16 protein-coding genes are annotated in these 22518 nt (G+C 36.6%); 8 read left to right on the top strand and 8 right to left on the bottom strand.

Annotated features, from left to right (window positions below; translation table 11 throughout):
- Positions 1-27: 27 nt before the first annotated feature.
- From H5088_RS07530 to H5088_RS07505, 6 genes are all read right to left on the bottom strand, one after another.
- Positions 28-1035 carry an isocitrate dehydrogenase gene (locus H5088_RS07530; RefSeq protein ID WP_039487666.1) on the bottom strand — a complete coding sequence of 336 codons (1008 nt, stop codon included), beginning with the start codon at positions 1033-1035 and terminating at the stop codon, positions 28-30.
- 206 nt (positions 1036-1241) lie between these two features.
- The gene (locus H5088_RS07525) at positions 1242-2930 is read right to left on the bottom strand and encodes a hypothetical protein (RefSeq protein ID WP_182752586.1); all 1689 of its coding nucleotides are present in this window, start codon (positions 2928-2930) and stop codon (positions 1242-1244) included.
- Between the two features lie 11 nt (positions 2931-2941).
- A complete protein-coding gene (locus H5088_RS07520; RefSeq protein ID WP_024596929.1) occupies positions 2942-3325 on the bottom strand; it encodes a DUF3192 domain-containing protein in 384 nt (127 codons plus the stop codon).
- A 69-nt stretch (positions 3326-3394) separates the two neighbouring features.
- Positions 3395-4168 carry a flap endonuclease Xni gene (gene xni / locus H5088_RS07515; protein WP_182752585.1) on the bottom strand — a complete coding sequence of 258 codons (774 nt, stop codon included), beginning with the start codon at positions 4166-4168 and terminating at the stop codon, positions 3395-3397.
- Between the two features lie 10 nt (positions 4169-4178).
- The gene (gene ppnN / locus H5088_RS07510) at positions 4179-5522 is read right to left on the bottom strand and encodes a nucleotide 5'-monophosphate nucleosidase PpnN (RefSeq protein WP_182692829.1); all 1344 of its coding nucleotides are present in this window, start codon (positions 5520-5522) and stop codon (positions 4179-4181) included.
- A gap of 62 nt (positions 5523-5584) precedes the next feature.
- Entirely contained in the window at positions 5585-7120 is a 1536-nt protein-coding gene (locus tag H5088_RS07505) for a GGDEF domain-containing protein (protein ID WP_182752584.1), read from the bottom strand.
- A 204-nt stretch (positions 7121-7324) separates the two neighbouring features.
- Here H5088_RS07505 and H5088_RS07500 point away from each other — a divergent pair, with 204 nt between their 5' ends.
- The 3 genes from H5088_RS07500 (at position 7325) to H5088_RS07490 (ending at position 13647) form a co-directional block, all read left to right on the top strand.
- Positions 7325-9112 carry a M61 family metallopeptidase gene (locus tag H5088_RS07500; protein ID WP_182752583.1) on the top strand — a complete coding sequence of 596 codons (1788 nt, stop codon included), beginning with the start codon at positions 7325-7327 and terminating at the stop codon, positions 9110-9112.
- 219 nt (positions 9113-9331) lie between these two features.
- Positions 9332-11377 (top strand): EAL domain-containing protein, encoded by a 2046-nt coding sequence (locus H5088_RS07495; RefSeq protein ID WP_310737272.1) that lies wholly within the window; start codon positions 9332-9334, stop codon positions 11375-11377.
- Positions 11378-11475: 98 nt separating this feature from the next.
- Positions 11476-13647 (top strand): S46 family peptidase, encoded by a 2172-nt coding sequence (locus H5088_RS07490; RefSeq protein WP_182752582.1) that lies wholly within the window; start codon positions 11476-11478, stop codon positions 13645-13647.
- Positions 13648-13752: 105 nt separating this feature from the next.
- Here H5088_RS07490 and map read toward each other — a convergent pair whose 3' ends face one another.
- Both map and H5088_RS07480 read right to left on the bottom strand, forming a co-directional pair.
- Positions 13753-14529, bottom strand: coding sequence for a type I methionyl aminopeptidase (gene map, locus H5088_RS07485; RefSeq protein WP_182752581.1), 777 nt, complete (start codon positions 14527-14529; stop codon positions 13753-13755).
- The gene (locus H5088_RS07480; RefSeq protein ID WP_024596935.1) at positions 14522-14728 is read right to left on the bottom strand and encodes a ParD-like family protein; all 207 of its coding nucleotides are present in this window, start codon (positions 14726-14728) and stop codon (positions 14522-14524) included. Before H5088_RS07480 ends, map begins: the two co-directional genes overlap by 8 nt.
- Before the next feature lie 204 nt (positions 14729-14932).
- Here H5088_RS07480 and H5088_RS07475 point away from each other — a divergent pair, with 204 nt between their 5' ends.
- From H5088_RS07475 to gntR, 5 genes are all read left to right on the top strand, one after another.
- Positions 14933-17452, top strand: coding sequence for a bifunctional diguanylate cyclase/phosphodiesterase (locus H5088_RS07475; protein ID WP_220488844.1), 2520 nt, complete (start codon positions 14933-14935; stop codon positions 17450-17452).
- 309 nt (positions 17453-17761) lie between these two features.
- On the top strand, positions 17762-19033 hold the full coding sequence (locus tag H5088_RS07470) for an O-acetylhomoserine aminocarboxypropyltransferase/cysteine synthase family protein (RefSeq protein WP_182752580.1): 1272 nt from the start codon (positions 17762-17764) through the stop codon (positions 19031-19033).
- Between the two features lie 258 nt (positions 19034-19291).
- Entirely contained in the window at positions 19292-19672 is a 381-nt protein-coding gene (locus H5088_RS07465; protein ID WP_182692377.1) for a BlaI/MecI/CopY family transcriptional regulator, read from the top strand.
- A gap of 11 nt (positions 19673-19683) precedes the next feature.
- On the top strand, positions 19684-21300 hold the full coding sequence (locus H5088_RS07460) for a M56 family metallopeptidase (protein ID WP_182752579.1): 1617 nt from the start codon (positions 19684-19686) through the stop codon (positions 21298-21300).
- A 194-nt stretch (positions 21301-21494) separates the two neighbouring features.
- Positions 21495-22505 (top strand): gluconate operon transcriptional repressor GntR, encoded by a 1011-nt coding sequence (gene gntR, locus H5088_RS07455; protein ID WP_182681961.1) that lies wholly within the window; start codon positions 21495-21497, stop codon positions 22503-22505.
- Positions 22506-22518 lie beyond the last annotated feature (13 nt).

The following is a 22518-nucleotide window of genomic DNA, read 5'->3' as shown; positions in this document are numbered from 1 at the left end:
GCTATTTAAATTAATAACAAATATTAATTATAAACGGTCAATTACTGATTGAGTGAAATCAGTTGTACCGTGGCTGCCACCTAAATCGCGAGTTGTACGGTCGCCTGATTTAATTACATCAGCAACAGCACTACGAATACGCTCTGCAGTATCACCCATATTTAAATGCTCAAGCATTTGAATAGACGCTAAAATTACAGATGTTGGGTTAGCTAGGTTTTTGCCAGCAATATCTGGTGCACTACCGTGTACAGCTTCAAAAATTGCAGCGTCTTCACCAATGTTAGCACCTGGAGCCATACCTAAACCGCCAACTAAACCAGCACAAAGGTCAGATAAAATATCACCAAATAAGTTAGTCGTAACAATTACGTCAAACTCTTCTGGTGTCATTACCAGTTTCATACATGTTGCATCAACAATCATTTCATTTGATTCAATTTGTGGGTAACGCTCAGCTACTTCACGTGCTACTTTTAAAAACAAACCAGATGTTGATTTTAAAATGTTAGCTTTATGAACTGCAGTTACTTTTTTACGACCTTCGCGTACCGCTAGCTCGTATGCAAAAGTTACGATTTTTTCTGCGCCTTCACGCGTAATTATCGATTTTGCTTCTGCTTCATTCCCGTCTTCACTTACTACTTGGCCAGCACCTGAGTACATACCTTGAGTGTTTTCACGAATAGTGATGATATCAATATCGTCGTAACGCGCTTTAGTACCAACAAATGATTTAACTGGACGTACGTTAGCGTATAAACCAAATTGCTTACGAAGTGTTACGTTAATAGATGTAAAACCTTCACCTACAGGCGTAGTTAATGGGCCTTTAAGAGTAATTTTGTTTTTAGCAATTGTATCAACTGTTTCTTGCGGTAATAACTCACCTGTTTTTTCAAGTGCAGCTAGGCCAGCATCAACAAATTCATAATCAAAGTCGCAACCTGCGGCTTTTAATATTTCAAGTGCTGAGTCGATAATGCTCGGACCGATGCCGTCGCCTTTGATCACTGTGATGGTTTGTTTGGCCATTGACTTTTCCTTTAAAGAGTTTGATTTGCACATAAATTATTACTCTGAGAGAGTAACCGCTTGTTAGAACATTTATGTGAACGTGCTTGAAAATTTAAGGGCGCATTTATACCAATTTATCACCCATTTTGCTAGTTTATACAAAAAATACTGGGTATACACGAAAGTTATAATGGGTATAAAGACATAAAATAGCTTCTAATAAACTAAATACTATTAAACAACTCAAGAGATTCTAATTGTTGATAAAAATCAGCTTGGTTATGCCACTTGAGTATTTTTAGCTGTTCATTTAACGTTTGCTGCTGCCACGGAGTTAGCGAAAGTTCTGGTTTAAACACATTTTGAGCAACAACCTTAAGTGTGATCCAAAGTTTATGGGCCTCAGTTAAGTGCTTTTTAGGTGTTTGCTCTGCCTCTAAGAGTGCTGCTGTCCATGGGTTATCACTCAATAAATGAGTAAGCTGTTGTGTTAGTTGTTCGGTGTTAATTGCATTTACCCCAAAAAAGGAGCAGATAGGGGCACTCAATGTTTTATTTGGTGTGTCGTCAATCAGCGTTTTACGAGAAAGCTGTGTACTGCATTGCGTTAATAAAAAATGGGTGTAAGCGTATAAAGGTAAAGTAATGTGCTCAAACTGGTCATGATCATTTTTACTAACCAATAAAGCCATTATTTTTACTAATCCATTTAATCTGTTAGTCACGTAGGCTTGCAATGGATGTGGGGTAACATTAACTAATTGTTCAAAAACAACCCGTTGAATTATTGCAGGTGCATTATAATAACCGACCATAGATAAACTATGTTTTAAGTCTTTTGCGGGCTGATGTTCTTTATTATATGGTTTTACAGCCTCGCATAAATTAGCAATTACAAGAGGGTGAGGCGCCATCAGTAGGCTTAATCCTTTATAGCTGTATTCGTGCTGTAACTTAATATTACTTATTAGCTCAAGTAAAGATTGTGCCTTATCAACCTCAAGCTCACTTTGTGGTTTTACATGTTCACTGTTAAATACTTTAAAGCTAATGGTTTTATCAGTGCAATGCCATTGTTTTGGATTATCGTTAAGCGTTGCTTTTACTCTGTACCAGGTTAATTTATTTGGATTTTCTGTACTAATTAAAACATGCCGTTGTTGTGCATCAGTTGCTAAATAAATCATGGTTTGCTCAGCGTATAAAACGCGGCTTCCCGGTAATAATGGCCCTAAATGCGCTATTAGTGATTTAATTAATTGCAGTGCGAACAAGTTAGGCGTGCGAATGTACAAATCGGTTAGTGCTTTATATAAGCTAATATGTTTATTAGCCGTGTTGCTCGTAATGTTCATGCTAATAATATTTGCTAGAGCAATCAGCGTTATGCCCCCATCGTAAAGCATTATTTTAGGAGCACTTACCAATGCTTGTTTATACTTATTTAATTTAGCTAGTAACTGCGTAACAGGTTTTGCTGAATCGCCACTAGCTAACATTACTTTTGCTGCTAACTGATGACGCATTTTCCAAATTTTTTTATCAGAATCTTGAAAAGGTGTTTGCTCGCAAAGCTTGTTTAATTGCGCTCCAACACATAAATGTTCAATGAGTGTAGCGGCTATGTATAGCTCACTTAAGGCACTATTATAATTTTGAGATTTACACAGGGCAGCAGTTATGACGCTCTGACTAACAACTAAATTTGTTGCATAAGAATAACTTGGATTATAAAGCGTTAATCGGGATTGTAATGCGAATGGCTGTTTGCTGTAGAGCACTCTATATTGCTCAGCTAGCTTACTTGCCATTGGATATAGAGCTGTCCATTTTTGTTTATTGTTATAATAACTTAAAAACAGCTGCGTATTATTAAGCAGCTGCTCTAAGGTAGTTGAAACAGCTTCATCCATTAAACCTTCACCTAATTTTGTTCTTGGTATTTATTGTATGCACTCGGGCCCCATAAAAACAGCTGCCCATTTTTAAATAATAGGCCAGTACATTCATCCATAGTGGTAATACCGTCAGATGTTTTATGTTGTGTACGATAAAAAACTATCTGAAATACTTGTTCACCATCTCGTTTGGCATAAGTAAGATCGGGGCTGCCTAAGTAATCAAGAACACTATTTAGTGTTGTTGGCTGCTCAAGTGATAGTTTTTCGATGTAACGTTTATTGAAAGCCTCTCGGTCTTGCCAAATCATAGCTTGAGGATCGTCTTTATAAAAGGTAATCACCAATGCAGCTATCAGTGCATATAGCCCTAAACCTAAAATTAAATATCGGATAAATTTTTTCAATATGGCTTACTCTGACTCCGGTAACTAATATCAGTATACGTTTTGTAATGTTTAGAGGCTATTAACTTGCGACTAATTAAGTCTTAACTGCTTTAAACTAAAACCTAAATTTATATCGGTGCGTAAACTAACCAAGTGCTTTGAAATTACGTACATATCCATATTAGCGGCTAACTTTGCTTTAATACTCGGGCTTAGAGACTCATCTTCGGCTGCTTGTTCAATTGAGTTATAGTTATTAACTATTTGCTGCGCAGATTTAGTACCTATTCCTTTAACTCCCGGAATATCATTTGTTTTATCGCCCGCTAATGCCCAAAAATCAACGAGTTTATTTTGCTCAACACCAAAACGCTCTTTTATACTTGTCTCATCTAGATAGAGCTTTTTAAAGTAATCGTAAACTGTAATGTAAGGGCCAATATAAGGTAAAAAGCCTTTATCAGTAGAAACAACAGTGCTCGTTATTTGATTATTTGATGCCTTAAAGGCAAGCGTTGCAATAATATCATCAGCTTCATCGTTAATAGGCTCAAATACTACAATACCTATTTCTTCAATTGCGGCTTTAAAATGCAATAGAGCATCTTTTAATACTTGGGGCATTGGCGCGCGTGAATGTTTGTAGTCTTTATAAAAATGATAACGCCAGCTTTTGTCACCATCGAACACAGCAATGGCATGGGTTGCATTACTCGTATCTAAAAGCTTTTTACAGGCGTGGGCTACACGTGCACAGCACGTTTGTATCATTTGCTCGTCGCTATGATGTTTTTGATTCGCGTCAACGGCGTAAATGCGCCTAATTAAATTAAGCGCATCTATAAGAAGTAAATGGGGTTTCAAACTATAAAACTCATGCTTTTATTTTGTAACATGGAACATATTTACTACCAGGGAGCTTCATGCGACCTTGAAGAACAAATGCCTGTAATAATTTATCCATATTTGTCATAAGGGCAGGTTCGCCACTTAAAATGTATGGACCGTTTTGTTTAATGGCTCTAACGCCTTCGTCTTTTACATTACCAGCAACAATACCAGAGAAAGCTCTACGCAAATTAGCCGCGAGTAGCTGTTTAGGCTGATCAAGGTGTAAATCTAAACTTGCCATATTTTCATGTGTTGGTGCAAAAGGTTGTTGAAAGTCGTTATCTATTTTTAATGTCCAGTTAAAGTAATAAGCATCACCTTCACTTTTACGGTAATCACGAACATTAGCCATCGATGACTTTAGTTTTTGACCGACTAATTCAGGATTATCAATAATTACTTCAAACTTATCCAACGCTTCCTTACCAAGTGTCATTTCAACGAACTCGCATAGCTCTTTAAAGTACGCCTCGCTTTGTTTGGGGCCTGTTAAAATAACAGGTAAACATTGCTTAGTATTATCTGGGTGCAACAATATGCCTAATAAATATAACAACTCTTCAGCAGTACCTGCGCCACCAGGAAAAATGATAATTGCGTGAGCTGTTCTAATAAAAGCTTCAAGGCGTTTTTCAATATCAGGTAAAATAACGAGTTCGTTTACAATAGGATTTGGTGGCTCGGCAGCAATAATGCTTGGCTCTGTTAAACCTAAGTAGCGATTATCGGTGTTACGTTGCTTTGCGTGGCCAATAGTTGCGCCTTTCATTGGGCCTTTCATGGCACCAGGACCACAACCGGTACAAATATTTAATCCACGTAAACCAAGTTCGTAACCTACTTGTTTTGTGTACTTATATTCAACCTCGTTTATTGAATGTCCGCCCCAGCAAACAACCATGTTAGGCTCGCTTTTAACACGCAGTGCACCTGCATTTCTGAGCATATCGAACACCATATGGGTTATGGCTTTTTGCTCTTTTAAATCTTTTTCGTATTTTTGACAAATAAACAAAATATCACGAATAACAGAAAATATATGTTCGTGAATACCGGTAATTATTTCGCCATCAACAAATGCGGTTTCGGGTGGGTTTTCAAGCTCAATTTTAATACCTCGTTCGCGGCTTACTAAACGAATATCAAAATCTTTGTATTTGTCGTATATATCGTTACTGTCGTCGGTATGGCTACCTACATTGAGGACTGCAAGTACGCAGTTTCTAAATAATTTATAACGCTCACTAGCAGACGATTGCTCTAATAAATCAACTTCTAATTGCGACAGTAAATCTAAAACCCCAGTTGGGTTTAACTGTATTAACATAGACGTGCTCCTACTACTAAATCGTAAAACTACTTGTCATAAAAGTTATAATAGCTATGACATTATTTACTGGTACAAAGTCTATCTCGCCCTGAATTTTTGGCTTCGTAAAGTGCATCATCAGCTCTATCAAATGCCTTTAATAGGGTATCGCCTTTTTTAAATTGAGTTGCACCTACCGAAATAGTGATCTCAATTTGTTTTTCTCTAAATTTAAAAGGTATATTTTTAATTACCTTTCTTACTTTATCCAGGGGTAATGTTGCGTTTTCTAGCGACACACCTGGCATTAATAGCACAAATTCTTCACCGCCATAACGCGCTATAAAATCAGACTTTCTTACTGATTTTTGCAACGCTTTTGATATAACTTGTAAGGTAATATCACCTGCGGTGTGGCCAAATCTATCATTGATAGATTTAAAGTGGTCAACATCAATAACTGCAAGCGTAACATCTGATGGCTGCACATTAAACAAATGCATTTCGTGATTGTAACGTTCGTCAAATGCAGCCCGGTTAGGCAGTTTTGTAAGTCCATCTAGTAAGCTTTTAAAGCGCTGTTCGTTTAAGCGTTTTTTATACGTTGTTAACTTATCTTCTAAAGTAACAATTCGAGTATTTATTTCATTAAAGCTAGCGCTAAGCATTTCTCTGTCTTTTCGTTCTAACTTTTCTTTTGCTATAAAATCTTCGCTTATTGATTTTAATTCGTTATCTACGAGTTCTTTTAAAGATGAGATTGATGTAGCTTTTTGCGTTTGCTCATTAAGATTTTTTATTTTTAGTTCAATGCTTTTATTAAGTGAGTCAAACTCAACCTCCATAGACTCAGAGTGCTTGCTAGTTGAGACGATAGAGTTATGAAGATCTTCGAGGGTTTGATTTAATGAAACTAAAAAGCTTTGCGCGGATTTACGCTCTTTACTTATATTTTTTACCACTACATCAATAATACTAATTGCAACATCGAGTAATGAATCGATTGAGTCACTTTCTGTAATATTATTTTTTATATTATTAATTTTTAGCGTAGCTTCTTCTTCAAGTATAAGTTCATTTGCGAGCTCAAGTAGTTTTTTTGCACGCGCCTGTTTTACTGGGCGCTGCTGATCAACTTGAGGGTCTTGTTTGGTAAGCAACGCTTCATGATAAAAGCTAATAAGTTGATCAAGTAGCGGAATGTAACCATGAGTTGAATGAACGTTATTAATCTCGTGATCGAGTAAATTTCTTAGAGTTCTACGAGTATCGTCAGGTAAACCTTTGGTTTTTTGTAATTGTTTACCGGCACTTTGCACACTGTTGAATAAATTACGTTGCTGAGCTTGTTGAATCGATTCTTGGTTTTTAAGTAGGATTAAAGTTTCACTAATAAGGGGAGCAAGGTTTTCAAAACTCATGCCTTTATTAAGCGCACTTCTAAATTTGGCGAGGCGATTATCTAACTCGATATCTAGTCCTTTACAGCTCAACGATAGTTTAGCTGCAAAGTCACATAGAACATCTACTTGATGTTTACGAGCACTCTCAACAGCCATACGCGCATCAATTGCTTGTTTTAGCTTTTTATCTGTTGCGTTAGATCTTTGTGACACCTAAGCATACCGCCATCAAATTAATTTCATTATCTTCAGTTTACAACAAATTTTTATTATGTGTAGTTATCTAGTAAAAAACTTAGAAATTTTAATAAGCTACTACTTATAAACTCGTATATAGGGTCATTTATCGTATTTAATTCACTTTTAAATAGGGGCTTGTTAGTCTTGTAAGCAATTAAGTTTCCACTAAGAGTCTCTATGAAAAAGTTATTAGCCCTTTCAATTTTAGCTGCATGTTCAGCGCCTGTATTTGCCGATGTAAATTATTCTTTAGAAATCTCGCAACCACAGCATCATTTAGGTGATGTAAGTGTTGAGTTTCCAAAAACAGCGCAAGCACACCTTGATATAAAACTTCCTGCGTGGCGCACGGGTCGCTACGAAATGTTAAATCTTGCAAATGGCATTCGCTACTTCAAAGCCAAAGATGAAGATGGCAAAGAACTAAAATGGGAAAAAATAGATCACAGTACATGGCGTGTACATCTTAATGAACCTACAGAAGTAAATGTTGACTACCAGGTGTATGCAAATGAGCTTGGTAAACGTGCTCGCCACATTGACGACAGCCATGCATTTATAGATGCGTCAGGCTTTTTTATGTTTAGTGAATCATTTCGCCAAGAGCCTGTAACCGTTAATTTAGACGTGCCTAAAAAGTGGCGTTCTGTATCGGGTATGGATAATTTAAAAGGCAAAAATTCATTTAAAGCAGCCGATTACGATGTACTTGTTGATTCACCAATCGAAACGGGTATTAACCAACTACACACATTTGAAGTAGAAGGGCGTGAATATGATTTAGTTATATGGGGCGATGGTAACTACGATGTAGAGCTAATGCTTACCGATCTTAAAAAATTAGTTGCCACGGGTAATGTAATTTGGGATGGCTATCCGTATGAGCGTTATGTATTTATGGTGCATGCAACATCAGGAGCTGGTGGTGCAACAGAGCATTTAAACTCAACAATTATTCAACGACCACGTGACCGATTTGGTAGCCGCGAAGATTACTTAGGTTTTATTAGCACCGCTGCGCATGAGTTTGTTCATACATGGAATGTTAAAGCATATCGCCCTCAAGGTTTAGTGCCATACGATTACACTAATATGAACTATTCAAAACTGCTGTGGATTGCAGAAGGTTCAACAAGTTACTTTGAAGATCATTTATTAGTTCGCTCAGGCATTCAAACAACAGATGAATTTTTTAAAGTAATGAGTAAAACCATTAACCGTCATTTGCAAACACCGGGCCGTGAAGTGCAAAGCGCAAGCGAAACAAGCTTTGATAAATGGATTAATCAAGGTGGCGATCATGCACGTAACTACAGCACCAATATTTATTCAGAAGGTTCGTTACTTTCACTTGCTTTAGATATTGACTTACTAGAAAAAAGCCAAGGTAAAATAAGCTACCGAGACGTACACAAAGCACTTTATAACAATCATAAAATGCCCGCTGGATTTACAGATACAGATGTACTTAATATCTTAAAAGATTTAACAGGACGTGATTATTCAAGCTGGTGGCAAGAAAATGTAGAGTCGCCTGCAAGTATTAACTTTGACGATTTACTTACTAAAGTAGGTTTAAAGTTTGAGCGTCCTGAAAAAGCAAAAGCACTTGCAAGTATTGATGCTACCGCCAAAAATACGGGTGAATTACTGACGTTAAGTTATGTACGCCGTGGTGGCAGTGCGTGGAAAGCGGGTTTAACTACCGATGATAAAATTGTCGCTATAAACAAACATCACGTAGGTAAAGATTTAAAAACCAGCCTAGAAACGTTTAAGGCAGGCGACAAAGTAACCGTTGACTATCTTCGTCGCGATGCACTTGAAAGCTTAACATTAGTATTATCAGAAGATTTCGATAAGCCTAAAAAAGTAGTTGCTGATAAAGAGGCAACGCCACAGCAAAAAGCGCTTTTCAAAGCATGGATTGGCGTGGAACATCCAAATAATGTGACAAAAAAATAAATTCAGTTTTTATAGAGTTTAAATACAGTTAACAATTATTAAAAAAGAGCTTCGGCTCTTTTTTTGTTTTGTATAATGGCGTATATAATGTACATGGAAATTTAATATTAAAATTTAATTATTATTTGGTGTTTTTTATTACTAAATAAAATTACTTATGGATATAGCCTCAAAATGAAATTAGACGACGTTGCTTCAGACTTAACCAACTAATTTGTAATTAACGACTATTTGCACCAGTTATTTGATGCGGTAAATGTAATTTCTGTTCAAGGTTATGACAATGAGCGTCGTGTTATTTATTGGAATGAAGGCAGTGTGCGACTTTACGGATACACCAAAGAAGAGGCCATAGGGCAAAAAATAGAAGACCTTATAATTCCTGAATCAATGTGTGAATTTGTAATTGACGCACACAGTGATTGGGTAGAAAAAGACATAGAAATTCCAGCATCCGAAATTACCCTAAAAGGTAAAAATGGCGAAAGTGTATCTGTTTTTTCTAGCCATGTTATGTTTACAAATCAATATAATACAAAACAAATGTATTGCATTGATATTGACTTATCTGAGGTTAAAAAGGCACAAGCAGATGCATCATTTAATGAGGATATGCTAAAAACTATTTTTGAGGCAATTCCTGACTTATTTTTCTTGATGGAAAATGATGGAACTATTATTGAGTATCATGCCAGTAATGAGACCGATCTCTACACCAAGCCAAAGCAATTTATTGGTAAAAAAATGGGTGATGTACTCCCGCGCGCTGTAGCCAAAAAATTTGAAACCTATATCAGCCTCGTATTAGAAAAAGAGCAGATGATGAGCTTTAAATATGAGCTAGCTTTACCCCATGGGCTCGTTTTTTTTGAAGCAAGAATAAATAAAATAACAGAACATAACCAGTTAATGGTTATTATTCGAGATATTACAGAACAGCATAAATCAGATGAACTAATTAGACATCAAGCGTATTACGATAGTCTAACTTTACTCCCTAATCGTTTTTTAGCACTTGATCGTTTGTCGCAATTACTTATTGAAGCACAAAGAAATAACGAGAAAGCGGCAGTACTGTTTTTGGATTTAGATGATTTTAAAAAAATAAATGACTCTTTAGGCCATGAAACAGGAGACAAACTTTTAATTGAATCAGCGCAAAGGCTGCAAGAGGCACTGCGAAAAGACGACACGGTAGGGCGCCTAGGTGGAGATGAGTTTATCGTATTACTACGAGGTATAACTGATCACCATGCAGCGCTAAAAATCACTGAAAAATTGGTCAATAACTTTAGAGCCCCTTTTAAAATTGAGGGTCGGGAACACATACTAACAGCGAGTATTGGTGTAGCCATATACCCAGAAAATGGTACAACCGTTGCTGATTTATTACGAAATGCTGACACTGCAATGTATCAAGCAAAATCATATGGTCGTAATACTTATTCATTTTTTACTAAAAAGATGAATGTAATTATTCAGCGCCGACTAGTATTAGAAGAGCAGATGCGTGGCGCCCTTGAACGTAATGAGTTCGAGTTATTCTACCAGCCCCAATTTGACGCCAAAAATAAACACATAATTGGCGCAGAAGCGTTATTACGCTGGCATAACCCTGTGCTAGGTAATGTAACACCCGATGAGTTTATACCTATTGCCGAAAATACAGGATTAATTGTACCCATTGGCAAGTTTGTAATTAGCCAAGCATTAGATTTTTTAAACACATGGCAAAGTACTTGTAAACGCACACAGCAATACACCATGGCTGTTAATTTATCGCCTCGCCAATTTAGGGACGTAGGGCTGCTCAGTTTTATTCAAAACTCATTGAGTGAAGCAAACGTAAATCCCGAAAGTTTAGATCTTGAAATAACTGAGGGAGTATTGATGAGTTGCCACACTAATGTTGTTGATATATTGACTGAAATAACAGGATTAGGCATTAACTTATCAATGGATGACTTTGGTACAGGTTATTCATCATTAAGTTATTTGAGGGAGTATCCGTTTAATGTACTTAAAATAGATAGAAGTTTTATTGACGGTATTGTACTAAACAATGAAGATTGTAATCTCGTAAAGGCAATTATTGCCATGTCGCACAGTTTAGGGCTGACAGTGGTAGCCGAAGGCGTAGAAACAAAAGAGCAGCATACTTTGTTGAACAAATTAGACTGTGATTTTATGCAAGGCTTCTATTTTAGTAGACCCATACCAGCAAAACAGTTTCTTGATTTTTCGATGAATTTTGATAAAAAGTAAGATCAAACACTCGATTGTAACAATTCATTGCACGGCTATTGACCTCATTAGCTACTGACGAGTAACCTGTTATAGAAACAAATAAAAAGGATTCTATAATGCGTTTAAAACCTCTTGTAGCTACATTAGCAGCCACATTTTCTTTATCACTTTCAAGTAGTGCCATAGCCGACGAAGGCATGTGGCAACCACACCAACTTCCAGAGTTAGAATCAATTTTAAAAGCCAAAGGGCTTGAAATTGATGTTGAATCTATTTCTAAATTAACCGAATTCCCAATGAATGCGGTAATTAGCTTGGGTGGCTGTACAGCATCGTTTGTATCGCCTAAGGGTTTAGTTGTGTCAAACCATCACTGTGTTTATGGCTCGGTGCAATACAATTCAACACCTGAAAACAACATATTAGAAAATGGCTTTTTAGCTAAAAGCCCTGCTGAGGACTTACCAGCAGCGCCGGGTTCACGCGTATACGTCACAGAAACAGTTACTAATGTGACTGAAAAAGTTAGTAAAGGTATTGAAGAACTAAGCGGTAAAGCACGCTACGACGCAATAGTAAAAAACGAAAAAGCGCTAGTAGCCCAGTGTGAAGCCGACGAAAGCTACCGTTGTAACGTGTATTCGTTTCATGGTGGTTTAGAGTTCTACCTAATTAAGTCACTTGAAATTAAAGACGTACGTTTATCTTACGCACCAGCTATGGGCGTAGGTAAATACGGTGGCGATATAGATAACTGGATGTGGCCGCGCCACACAGGCGACTTTGGTTTTTACCGCGCTTATGTAGGCAAAGATGGAAAACCAGCTGAGTACAGCGAAGACAACGTACCTTACGTACCAGACTCTTACCTAAAAGTAAGTGCCAAAGGCGTGCAAGAAGGCGACTTTGTAATGGTTACAGGCTACCCAGGGCGTACTAACCGCTACCGTATAGCAACAGAGGTAGATAACGTATTTAACGACAGCTACCCTAAAGCACGCGTTCATAACTCAAAATACGTGTCGCTTATTGAAGAAAACTCAGAAGACGGCAGTAAAGCGCGTATTGCTTACGAAAGCACCATTGCAGGTTATAACAACTATATTAAAAACTATGGTTCGATGATCGAAAGCTTCAAAAAAGGCACTATGCTTGAGCGCAAAAAACAGTTTGAGAAAGAGTTAACACAATGGATCAATAGCGATAGTGAGCGTAAAGAGCAATACGGAAGCGTATTAGGTGAGCTATCTGAGCTAATTGCACAATCACAAGAGCACAGTGAACGCGACCGTATGTTAGGTTATGTACATCGCTCACAAATGATCAGCACAGCACGACGTTTATACCGCCTAGCTTACGAAAAACAAAAGCCAAATAGCGAACGTGAATCTGGTTATCAAGAGCGTGACTTACCTCGCATTAAAGCAGGGCTTGAGCGCATGACGCGCCGTTATGATAGCAAAGTAGACAAAGCTATTTTACTGCACTTTTTAGAGCTGTATGCAGCACTTCCAAAAGAAGAGCGTTTTAGCGAGGTTGATAACGTATTTAAAGTACAAAATGGGTTTGATAAAGCAACCCAAAGCGCGTTACTTGATAGCATGTATGAGCAGTCAAGACTCGATAATGCCACTGTTCGCAATTCATTATTTGAACAATCGTTTAGCCAGCTAAATCAAAGCCAAGACCCATTTGTGCAGTACGCTAAAGCAATATTTAAAGTAATGAAAGCAGAGGAAGATAAATCAAAAGCACTTGCAGGTAAATTACAAGCAGCTCGCCCAGAGTTAATGAGCGCAATCATTGCGTTTAACAAAGCTAAAAACAAACCTGTATACGCCGATGCCAACAGCACATTACGAGTAACCTATGGCACCGTAGGCGGCTACTCACCTCAAGATGGCTTGGTAGCAACACCTTTTACCTCGCTTGAAGGGTTACTAGCTAAAAACACCGATGTTGACCCATTTAATGCACCTAAAAAGTTACAAGAGCAAATTAAAGCCAAGCTTTATGGTGATTACACGGGTGGCATGAATACAGTACCCGTTAACTTCTTATCAAATGTAGACACTACCGGTGGTAACTCAGGTTCGCCAACACTTAACGGTAAAGCAGAGCTTGTTGGTTTACTGTTTGACGGTGTTTACGAAAGTATTATTGGTGACTGGGATTACAACCCTGAGCTTAATCGCTCAATCCACGTTGATTCACGCTACATGCTTTGGGTAATGGATAAAGTAGATAATGCACAAAACTTGTTAGACGAAATGACAATCGTAAAATAAGTAATTAGTGAGATAACAGAAGGGCGCTTACTGTAAAGGAAGCGCCTTTTTTATTAATCATAATGGGTTACGGTTTGTATACGTCAGTTGCATAACTTAGTTTTGCTAAGCACGCTTCTCTTCATCGCGAAGTGTTAAAACTTCGAAGCCCGTTTCTGTTACTAGAACGGTATGTTCCCACTGAGCAGAAAGTTTCTTGTCTTTTGTTACGACTGTCCATCCATCTTTTTTAGTTTTTACCTTCTTGGAACCTTGGTTGATCATAGGCTCTATAGTAAAGGTCATACCTGCTTCAAGCACTAACCCTGTATGAGGTTTACCATAATGCAAAACTTGCGGCTCTTCATGCATTTCTTTACCAATACCATGACCGCAATATTCACGTACTACACTATAACCAGAAGATTCAGCATGCTTTTGAATAGCATAGCCAATATCACCAAGCGTTGCTTTTGGCTTTACCACCTTAATACCTTCCCACATAGCATCATAAGTCGTTTTAACCAATCGTTTGGCTTCTGAGCTTGTCGCTGCAAAAGTATACATTTTACTTGAATCACTGATATAACCATTTTTCTCTAAGGTAATATCAATATTTAAAATATCTTTGTTTTTTAATTTATAAATATTATTGGGTACACCATGGCACACTACGTCATTAACAGATGAGTTCAATGAATACCGATAGCCATATTGGCCTTTACTGGCAGGACGAGCATGTAACACATTGGTAATATAGCTTTCTACTTTATTGTCTATATCTAACGTAGTTATGCCCTCGCAAATAAAATCATCAAGCATTTTAAATACCTGAGCTAAAAGCTTTCCTGATTCTCTCATGAGCTCAATTTCTGCATCAGTCTTTATTGTTGCTTTACTCATGCAAAAGATCCTGAATAGTAAGCTTTTCTTTTATGAGTTGTTTTTTAATTATTTCATGGTAGGTAAGTGTCGGATTTAACTCAGCAAGCATGCCTATTTTAATCCAAAACTCTGCTTGTGAATTGATAGATCTGGACATGATATTACTCGATTTTCTAATTTCTTCATGCAGCCCGTCTGATATTTTCACTATTCCCATTATATATACCGTATATGATTTATGCATGTATCGTATATAATGAAAACATGGATGTCAACTTGGAGGTCTTACAATCGAAAGTGTATTTCTCGGCCACTTCACAAGAAAAATGATTAATAAGTAATACTTTATGTTTGCATTGAATTGTATAAGCAATCCTTTTAAACTGCATTGGGGCAGCTGATAAATTTAATGGGTTATGATATGAGATTGAATGTGACAAGAAGTGCGACTAGTATTTTATATAGCGCTATTTTGTATTTTCACTGTATTATTTTTGCACTAGGAATGGTTGAATCTACTTTTTCTGGGTATGAATTAATGAAGGTGATAAGCCCCACGACGGCAATAATTTCACTGTTAATTGCAGGCGTTTTAGCAACCATAAAAAAAGTAAGTCTATATACAAAGAAGTATTGCATCGCAATAGCTACAGTTGCTGCATTGTGTTTTCTATTTATTCAGTTTTCTTTTTTATTTCATATGCAGGTTAATTTCGATCTGGGAAGCCTTGATAACAACCCATTTACTTTATCATTGTACGCCATTTTTATGTTTACTTGTTTTTCAGCAATTACTATCAAAGCTTTTCATAAAAATATAAAAATAAATGAAATGAAAAAAATAAAATTAGTCGTATTTATAATTGTATTAATCGGTTCAACTGTGTGGCATCAGTCAACTTTGAATCTAGTCAGAACCCAAGATGCTAATGCAAGAGAAAAAATACACTTATTAGAAACAATGATAAACCGCTCTTTGGCTTCACAGAAAAAAGCTCTAGCTAGAATAAAGACTAGAGTAGAAAAAGTTAGTTTTGAAGATTTTATGCGTCTAATTAATATAGACTCAAAAAATTACATTAGTGATTATAATATAATCAAAGGTGTTTTAGTTCTTGATAATGAATTAAATTATATTTCAGGCGATAATTTTTCTAGCAGTTTTTACTTAAATGGAATGCTAGAAAAACCTACAATAAAATTATGGCTTAAAAGAGATATAGAGGAAGTCCAATTTGCAGCTAACTCATTAACTCTAGACTCCGATATACCAATTTTAATGTTTTTAGCCCCTGTTAAACTTGCGAATCAAAGTCGTTTTTATATATTAAATTTACTAGATATGAACTTATTATTAGAGAAAAGTTATTTAAAATATCTTAGTCGGTATGATACATATTTAGAGTTAACTCCAAATGTATACTTTTCAGTAGACTATAAAAATAAAACTCAGTCTGATTTAAACAAGCTAACTAGCCGTTATAACCATTTTATCACTGAAAAAATAAATGTGATGGGTTTAGTTGAACATAATGTCTATACCTTTATCAATGACTATGAAGCAATACACATTGATACTATAATTGATCAATTAATATTATGGTTTACGTTTCTATTTATATTTATTTTTGTACTGGTAGCTGATTCATCAAGAGCCTTAGAGTTTAGTACAAAGCATGATGAATTAACTGGTTTACTGAGATTGAAAGCTTTGGAAGAAGAGTTTCTGCAGCTTAGCTCGGTTAGAGGATATAGTAATTTTGCAACTGTAATAGTTAAACTAGATTTTTATGAAGAGATACATAACTCTTTAGGTTATGAAATCAGTGATAAAATTCTGAAAAAAGCTTCTGAAAGAATAAGTATAAATGTTGACAACCGAGTATTAATTTCTAAGGGAATTAACGATAGCTTTGTTTTATATTTTACAGATACTACACCAGCTATCCTTGAGCAAAAAATTGAGGCTCTAATACTCGATTTATCTAAAGCGTACTGTATAGACACATTTGACTTCAATCTTACTGCAAGTGCTGGAGTGGTATTTTATCAAACCCCCGAATTATTTAATTTTAAGCTTAACCTTCAGCAAGCAAATATAGCCCTTGAAAAATCTACAGAGCTTGGAGGGAATCAAATACACTTTTATCAACAAATAATGGATGATAAACACAGCGAAAAAATTATTATCCGAAATAATTTACACACGGCTCTAAAGAACAACGAATTAGAAGTGTTCTACCAACCTATACATAACTTGAATGGGAACCAAATTGTAGGTGTTGAAGCGCTAGTTAGGTGGTGTTGTAACGGTGAATGGATCTCTCCGGCAAAATTTATCCCTGTAGCAGAAACTACGGGTCAAATAGTTCAAGTAGGTAAACAAGTTTTAAATCAAGTCCTTCACGATATAAAAAAACATTCGCAACTGCAAAATATAACCGTAGCAGTTAATTTTTCAACCAAGCAGATTATTAAAGACAATTTTTCTATCGACTTACTCCATTTACTTACTCAAAATAACATCACATATAAAAATTTCACTGTTGAAGTCACTGAGTCCTCCTTTCAAGAAAAGACATCTATAGAGAAAACATTACTTGAATTAATTAATTCAGGTTTGAATGTTGCTATAGACGATTTTGGGACTGGTTTTTCAAGTTTGTCATATCTTGCTAATCAGCCCGCGAACATTATTAAAATTGATCGAGAGTTTACTCTTGGAGCGGATAAAGATACGAAAGAACGAAAGCTTTTAGATACCATTATCAAAGTTTGTTATGACTTAGGCAAAAAAGTAGTAGTAGAGGGGGTAGAAGATGAAAAGCTAATTACACACTTATCTAGATATAAAGGTATTAGGATTCAAGGATACTTTTTCTCAAAGCCGCTTCCTGTTGACCAACTTATTGAATATATTCGAGCCATACAATACAAATAATATTAGTAATTTATGTTGTCCTCTAAAGTTTCTAATACATATTTCGATTAAGCTTGTTTTATTTAGTGCTTAATACTAATTCATTAAATATAACCTTAAAATAACTTACTACCTAATGGAAGAACACAGCCATATAAAGTTTTTTTATATGGTTTTTCTAAAAAGTTCAAAAGAACATAATCCTTGAACTCATAGCTATTAACCGCCTTAACTTAAATCAAATCACCTTAACACCCTTAAATATATTTCATGTACATTTTATAACCAAGAAGTGCTAGGTTAGTGGTAAATTAATTGAAGGAAATAATTATGAAATTAGAGTCATTAGCACTGCACCACGGTTACGAATCTGAGCCTACGACCAAATCGGCAGCCGTGCCTATTTATCACACTTCTTCTTATACATTTGACAACACGCAGCATGGCGCTGATTTATTCGATTTAAAAGTACCTGGAAATATTTACACCCGCATAATGAACCCAACCAATGCCGTACTTGAACAACGTATTGCCGCGATGGAAGGGGGAATTGGTGCGCTGGCTGTTGCCTCAGGGATGGCGGCTATTACGTATGCTATTCAATGTTTGTGCGAGGTAGGTACTAATATTGTGAGCACCAGCCAAGTATATGGCGGCACGTATAACTTATTTGCTCATACACTACCTAGGCAAGGTATTGAAGCACGTATGATTAAAGCTGATGACTTTAGCGCATTCGAGGATGCCATTGACGACAGCACCCGTGCTGTTTTTTGTGAATCTATTGGTAACCCGGCAGGTAATATTGTTGATATTGAGCGTTTAGCACGTATTGCACACAGCAAAGGTGTGCCGCTTATAGTTGATAATACCGTGGCTACGCCGTATTTATGCCGTCCATTTGAGCTGGGCGCCGATATAGTGGTTCACTCACTGACAAAGTATATAAACGGGCACGGTACTGCTATTGGCGGCATGATTGTCGACTCAGGAAAATTTGATTGGAAAGCAAATGCTACACGTTTTGCAATGATGAACGAGCCCGATCCGTCGTACCACAATGTGGTTTATACCGAAGCTTTTGCTGAAGCTGCATTTATCGGTCGCTGCAGAGTAGTGCCACTTAGAAATACTGGCGCAGCGCTTGCCCCTAAAAACGCATCTGACATTTTAATCGGCCTTGAAACCTTAGGCTTAAGAATGGATCGCCACTGCGAAAATGCACAGCACTTGGCTGAGTATTTAGAAAATCATCCAAAAGTGCTTTGGGTTAATTACGCAGGGCTTGAATCAAGCCCGTATAACGAAATGAGTCAGAAAATTACCAGTGGTAAAGCATCGGGTATTTTAAGCTTTGGTATTGCTGGTGGCCTAGAAGCAGGTACTCGTTTTATTGATGCGCTAAACATGATTTTACGCTTAGTTAATATTGGCGATGCCAAGTCGCTTGCGTGCCATCCTGCGTCAACCACACACCGCCAATTAAATGATGAAGAGCTTGCTAATGCGGGCGTAAGTCGCGATTTAATTCGTTTGTCAGTCGGTATTGAGAACATTGCAGACATAATTGCCGATGTAAGCCAAGCGCTCGATAAAGCATAGTTACCTCACTACCTTTCATAAAAAACTTTAAAGCATAAAAAGCGTTAGTTGAAAATAAACTATCGTTTTTTATGTTTTTCTAAAATCTATTAATAAGTATACCTCTTTATTTTATCTACCTTTTTTATAAAACCTTCCTAAGGCTTTTATATTTTTACCGCTTGTTTTTTATTCACATGTCAATTTTGTATTGACACTAAGATTACTTACTACTACATTTGTAACAGTACCACTACAAGTGTAGTAATAGGAGCGACAATGAAACTTAGTGATTTTGAAATGGATATTATGCAGCTGCTCTGGCAGGAAGAACCCTGTACCGCGAGTCAACTACATAAGGTGCTTTTAGCTGATAAGCAAAAAGATAAAAAAGTAGCCTATACAACAGTTAAAACTATTGTAGATAGGTTAGAACACAAAGGAGCGATTGAGCGTTGTGGACATGAAGGACGAGCTATTATTTTTAGAACAATCGTTACTCAAGACACATTATCGGAGCAAGCTATGCCTAGTTTTATGCAACGATTTTTTAAAGGTAATTCTCGTAGTTTAATTGCCCACTTTATTAAAGAAGAAAAGCTAAATGATGAAGATATAGAATATTTACAAACGCTTTTAAAAAATAAGAAGTTAGATTAAAGGAGAGGGTAATGACGGATTATTTACTAACTTGCACACTTATTAGCTTATGTATTTTGCTTACAGTAAAAGGGCTAAAAAATGCCCCAGCACGATTAAACTTTTACATTTTAATGACTGCCTTGGTATGTTGGTTTGTCCCTTGGCAATATTTTTCCCAGTTATCCTTATTTGAAGGGGCAAATCGTTACACATTCAACGTGGCGCAATTGATTCCCAATGTTAAAGCATTAATACCAAATGCTGAACAAGTAGCAACTAAGGACGAATTACAAAGCGATATGAGTATATGGGACTTATTGCCATCACTTAGTAATGTTTTTATAGTTTTAGTTTTAGCTGGTTTTGGATTGTTTTCATTACGCGTGAGCCTTTATGTAAAGCTTATAAAAAACTTATACATTAACTCAAAGCCAAGTCCTGAACTTAAACACATTAACAATCAGTATCCAATTAGACTAACAACCCATACAGAGCCTGCTTTTGCTACCGGGTTAATAAAGCCTGTTATTTGGCTAGAGTCGACGATGGTAAATCGTGAAGAATTAGATTCAGTCATTCAACACGAGGTAACTCATTTACAACAAGGTGATATTTATTGGACGTGGCTTATTTGTTTTATAGAAAGCGTTTTTTGGTGGAATCCTATTTGCTTAAAGTTAACTGGTTTAGCAAAAGAGCAACTCGAACTTAGCTGTGATGAGTTGTGTATGCAAAAGCTAAAAGGTAAATACCAATTGGATTTAGCCAGTTTATTGCTACAAGAGCAAAGTGCTAAAAGCTCGCCTAACTTTTTTACCCCCCCACTTTTGAATATTGCTCATTCTAAGAGTTTTAATATTCAGAGGATCAAAATGTTAAACAAGGAAAAAACAATGAAAAGTAAATATTTGGTTATGGTTGCGGCGGCAATGTCTTTTAGTGCTTTAGCTGCAGCGCAAATTGTAGATGGTAGTTCAGATAACAAGCAGCCAAGTAATAATACGTCTCAGGCTCCTGTTAAAAGTGAAGAATATAAACAACAACTTGCACAGCTTCTAAAAAGTGCTGCTGGGGCAAAAAGTGATACCCCTGAACTGTTAAACCAAGCTGCGCAAGGCATACAACAATGGCACTTAAATAGAGATAAACTTGCTGGTTTTGAAGAAGCTGAAATTAAACTACAAAGCTTTAGGCTGCTAGATCACGTTTACTCTAAACTTGAGCAATATGAAGATATACTAAGTGCTTACGAAAAATGGTATGAGCCTGGTAGTAACCCGCCTTACTTTTTAAAAAATTCACTAGCAACCGCGTATATACAACTAGGGCGTTATGAGCTTGCTGTTGCAGAGCTTGAAGATTTATCAAAACAGCTTGAAGGGAAACTACATGTTGGCTCTGCTGATAACTTAGCACTGGCATACATTTACCTTGATGATTACGATAAAGCGTTAAAAACCCTAGAGAAGGTTGATGCAAAAGACGATGTATACGGAAATATCCTTAAATATTATGTTTATGATAAACAAAATAACCGTAAAAAGATGGATGAAATCAAAAGTAAAATCCCAGAAGCATTTGCAGTTACCCCCGCGTTATTACCACAAAGCGGCCTACCTGGTTCGCAATTGTTGAGATTGCTATAAGTTTTCAATTACGATGAGGCTCGGAGTATCTGAGCCTCTGTTTATGTTATTGGTACAAATACAGTAAAATAGGTCTAGATTATTTAAATCTCTTGGGTAATCGCTTAGCGATAACCTAAATAAAAATGGCTAAAAGTAGTGATTTTTCACAATAGTTGGTATGTTACAAGTAACATTTTATTTAATTGTGTGTGATGAAAAAAAACAAGCGTTCTTCTCTTCAAGATATTGCCGATGCGGTTGGTGTAACCAAAATGACGGTGAGTCGTTATTTACGTAATCCCGAAAAAGTATCAGAGTCTACTCGCACTAAAATTAGTGCAGCTATTGATACGCTAGGTTACATTGCAAATAAAGCCCCTGATTTACTCTCTAATGCTAAAAGCTACTCTATTGGTGTACTAGTCCCATCGTTAACGAACCACGTATTTGCTCAAGTTATAAAAGGTATTGAAGACGTAACAGGGCCTGCAGGATATCAAACAATGTTAGCCCATTATGGTTACAACCCTGAAATTGAAGAAAAACGGGTTGAGTATCTATTGTCGTATCACGTTGATGGTTTAATTTTATCAGAAACCACACACACAGACAGAACGCTAAAAATGATTGAAACGTCAGGCGTACCTGTGATTGAAATAATGGATACTCATCACTCTCCAATGCAGCAAGCGATTGGTTTTGATAACGTTAAAGCAGCTTTTGATATGACGACGGCACTTTTAAATAAAGGCTATCGCAATATTGTTTATATAGGTGCAAGGCTCGATGTACGAACACGCCTAAAATTTCAAGGTTATTCAGATGCTATGTTAGCTAAAGGTTTTACGCCTAAAAGTGTGATGACTGATCAAGCTTCATCTTATAGTTTAGGTGCTGAACTTTTACAAAAAGCGCGTACTGACTACCCAAATACTGACTGTTTGTTTTGTACTAATGATGATTTAGCAATTGGGGCTATTTTTGAATGCCAGCGAAACAACATTTTAGTGCCTAGCCAAATGGGGGTTGTGGGTTTTCATGGCCATGATATTGGCCAAGCAATGGTGCCTCAATTAGCAAGTGTGATCACCCCTCGTTATCAGATAGGTAATGTTGCGGGAAGAGAGTTGTTGAGCCGGATTAATTCAGATTTGGATGCTAGGATTAATTATAAGCAAGTAATTGATACTGGTTATATAGTTCATCTAGGTGAAAGTGTTTAAATACTCTAATTAT

The sequence above is a fragment of the Pseudoalteromonas sp. SR43-3 genome (genome assembly GCF_014163875.1).
GTDB lineage: Bacteria > Pseudomonadota > Gammaproteobacteria > Enterobacterales > Alteromonadaceae > Pseudoalteromonas > Pseudoalteromonas distincta.
The sequence above is the reverse complement of the archived record's forward strand: the minus strand, read 5'-3'. Positions and strand labels throughout refer to the sequence as shown.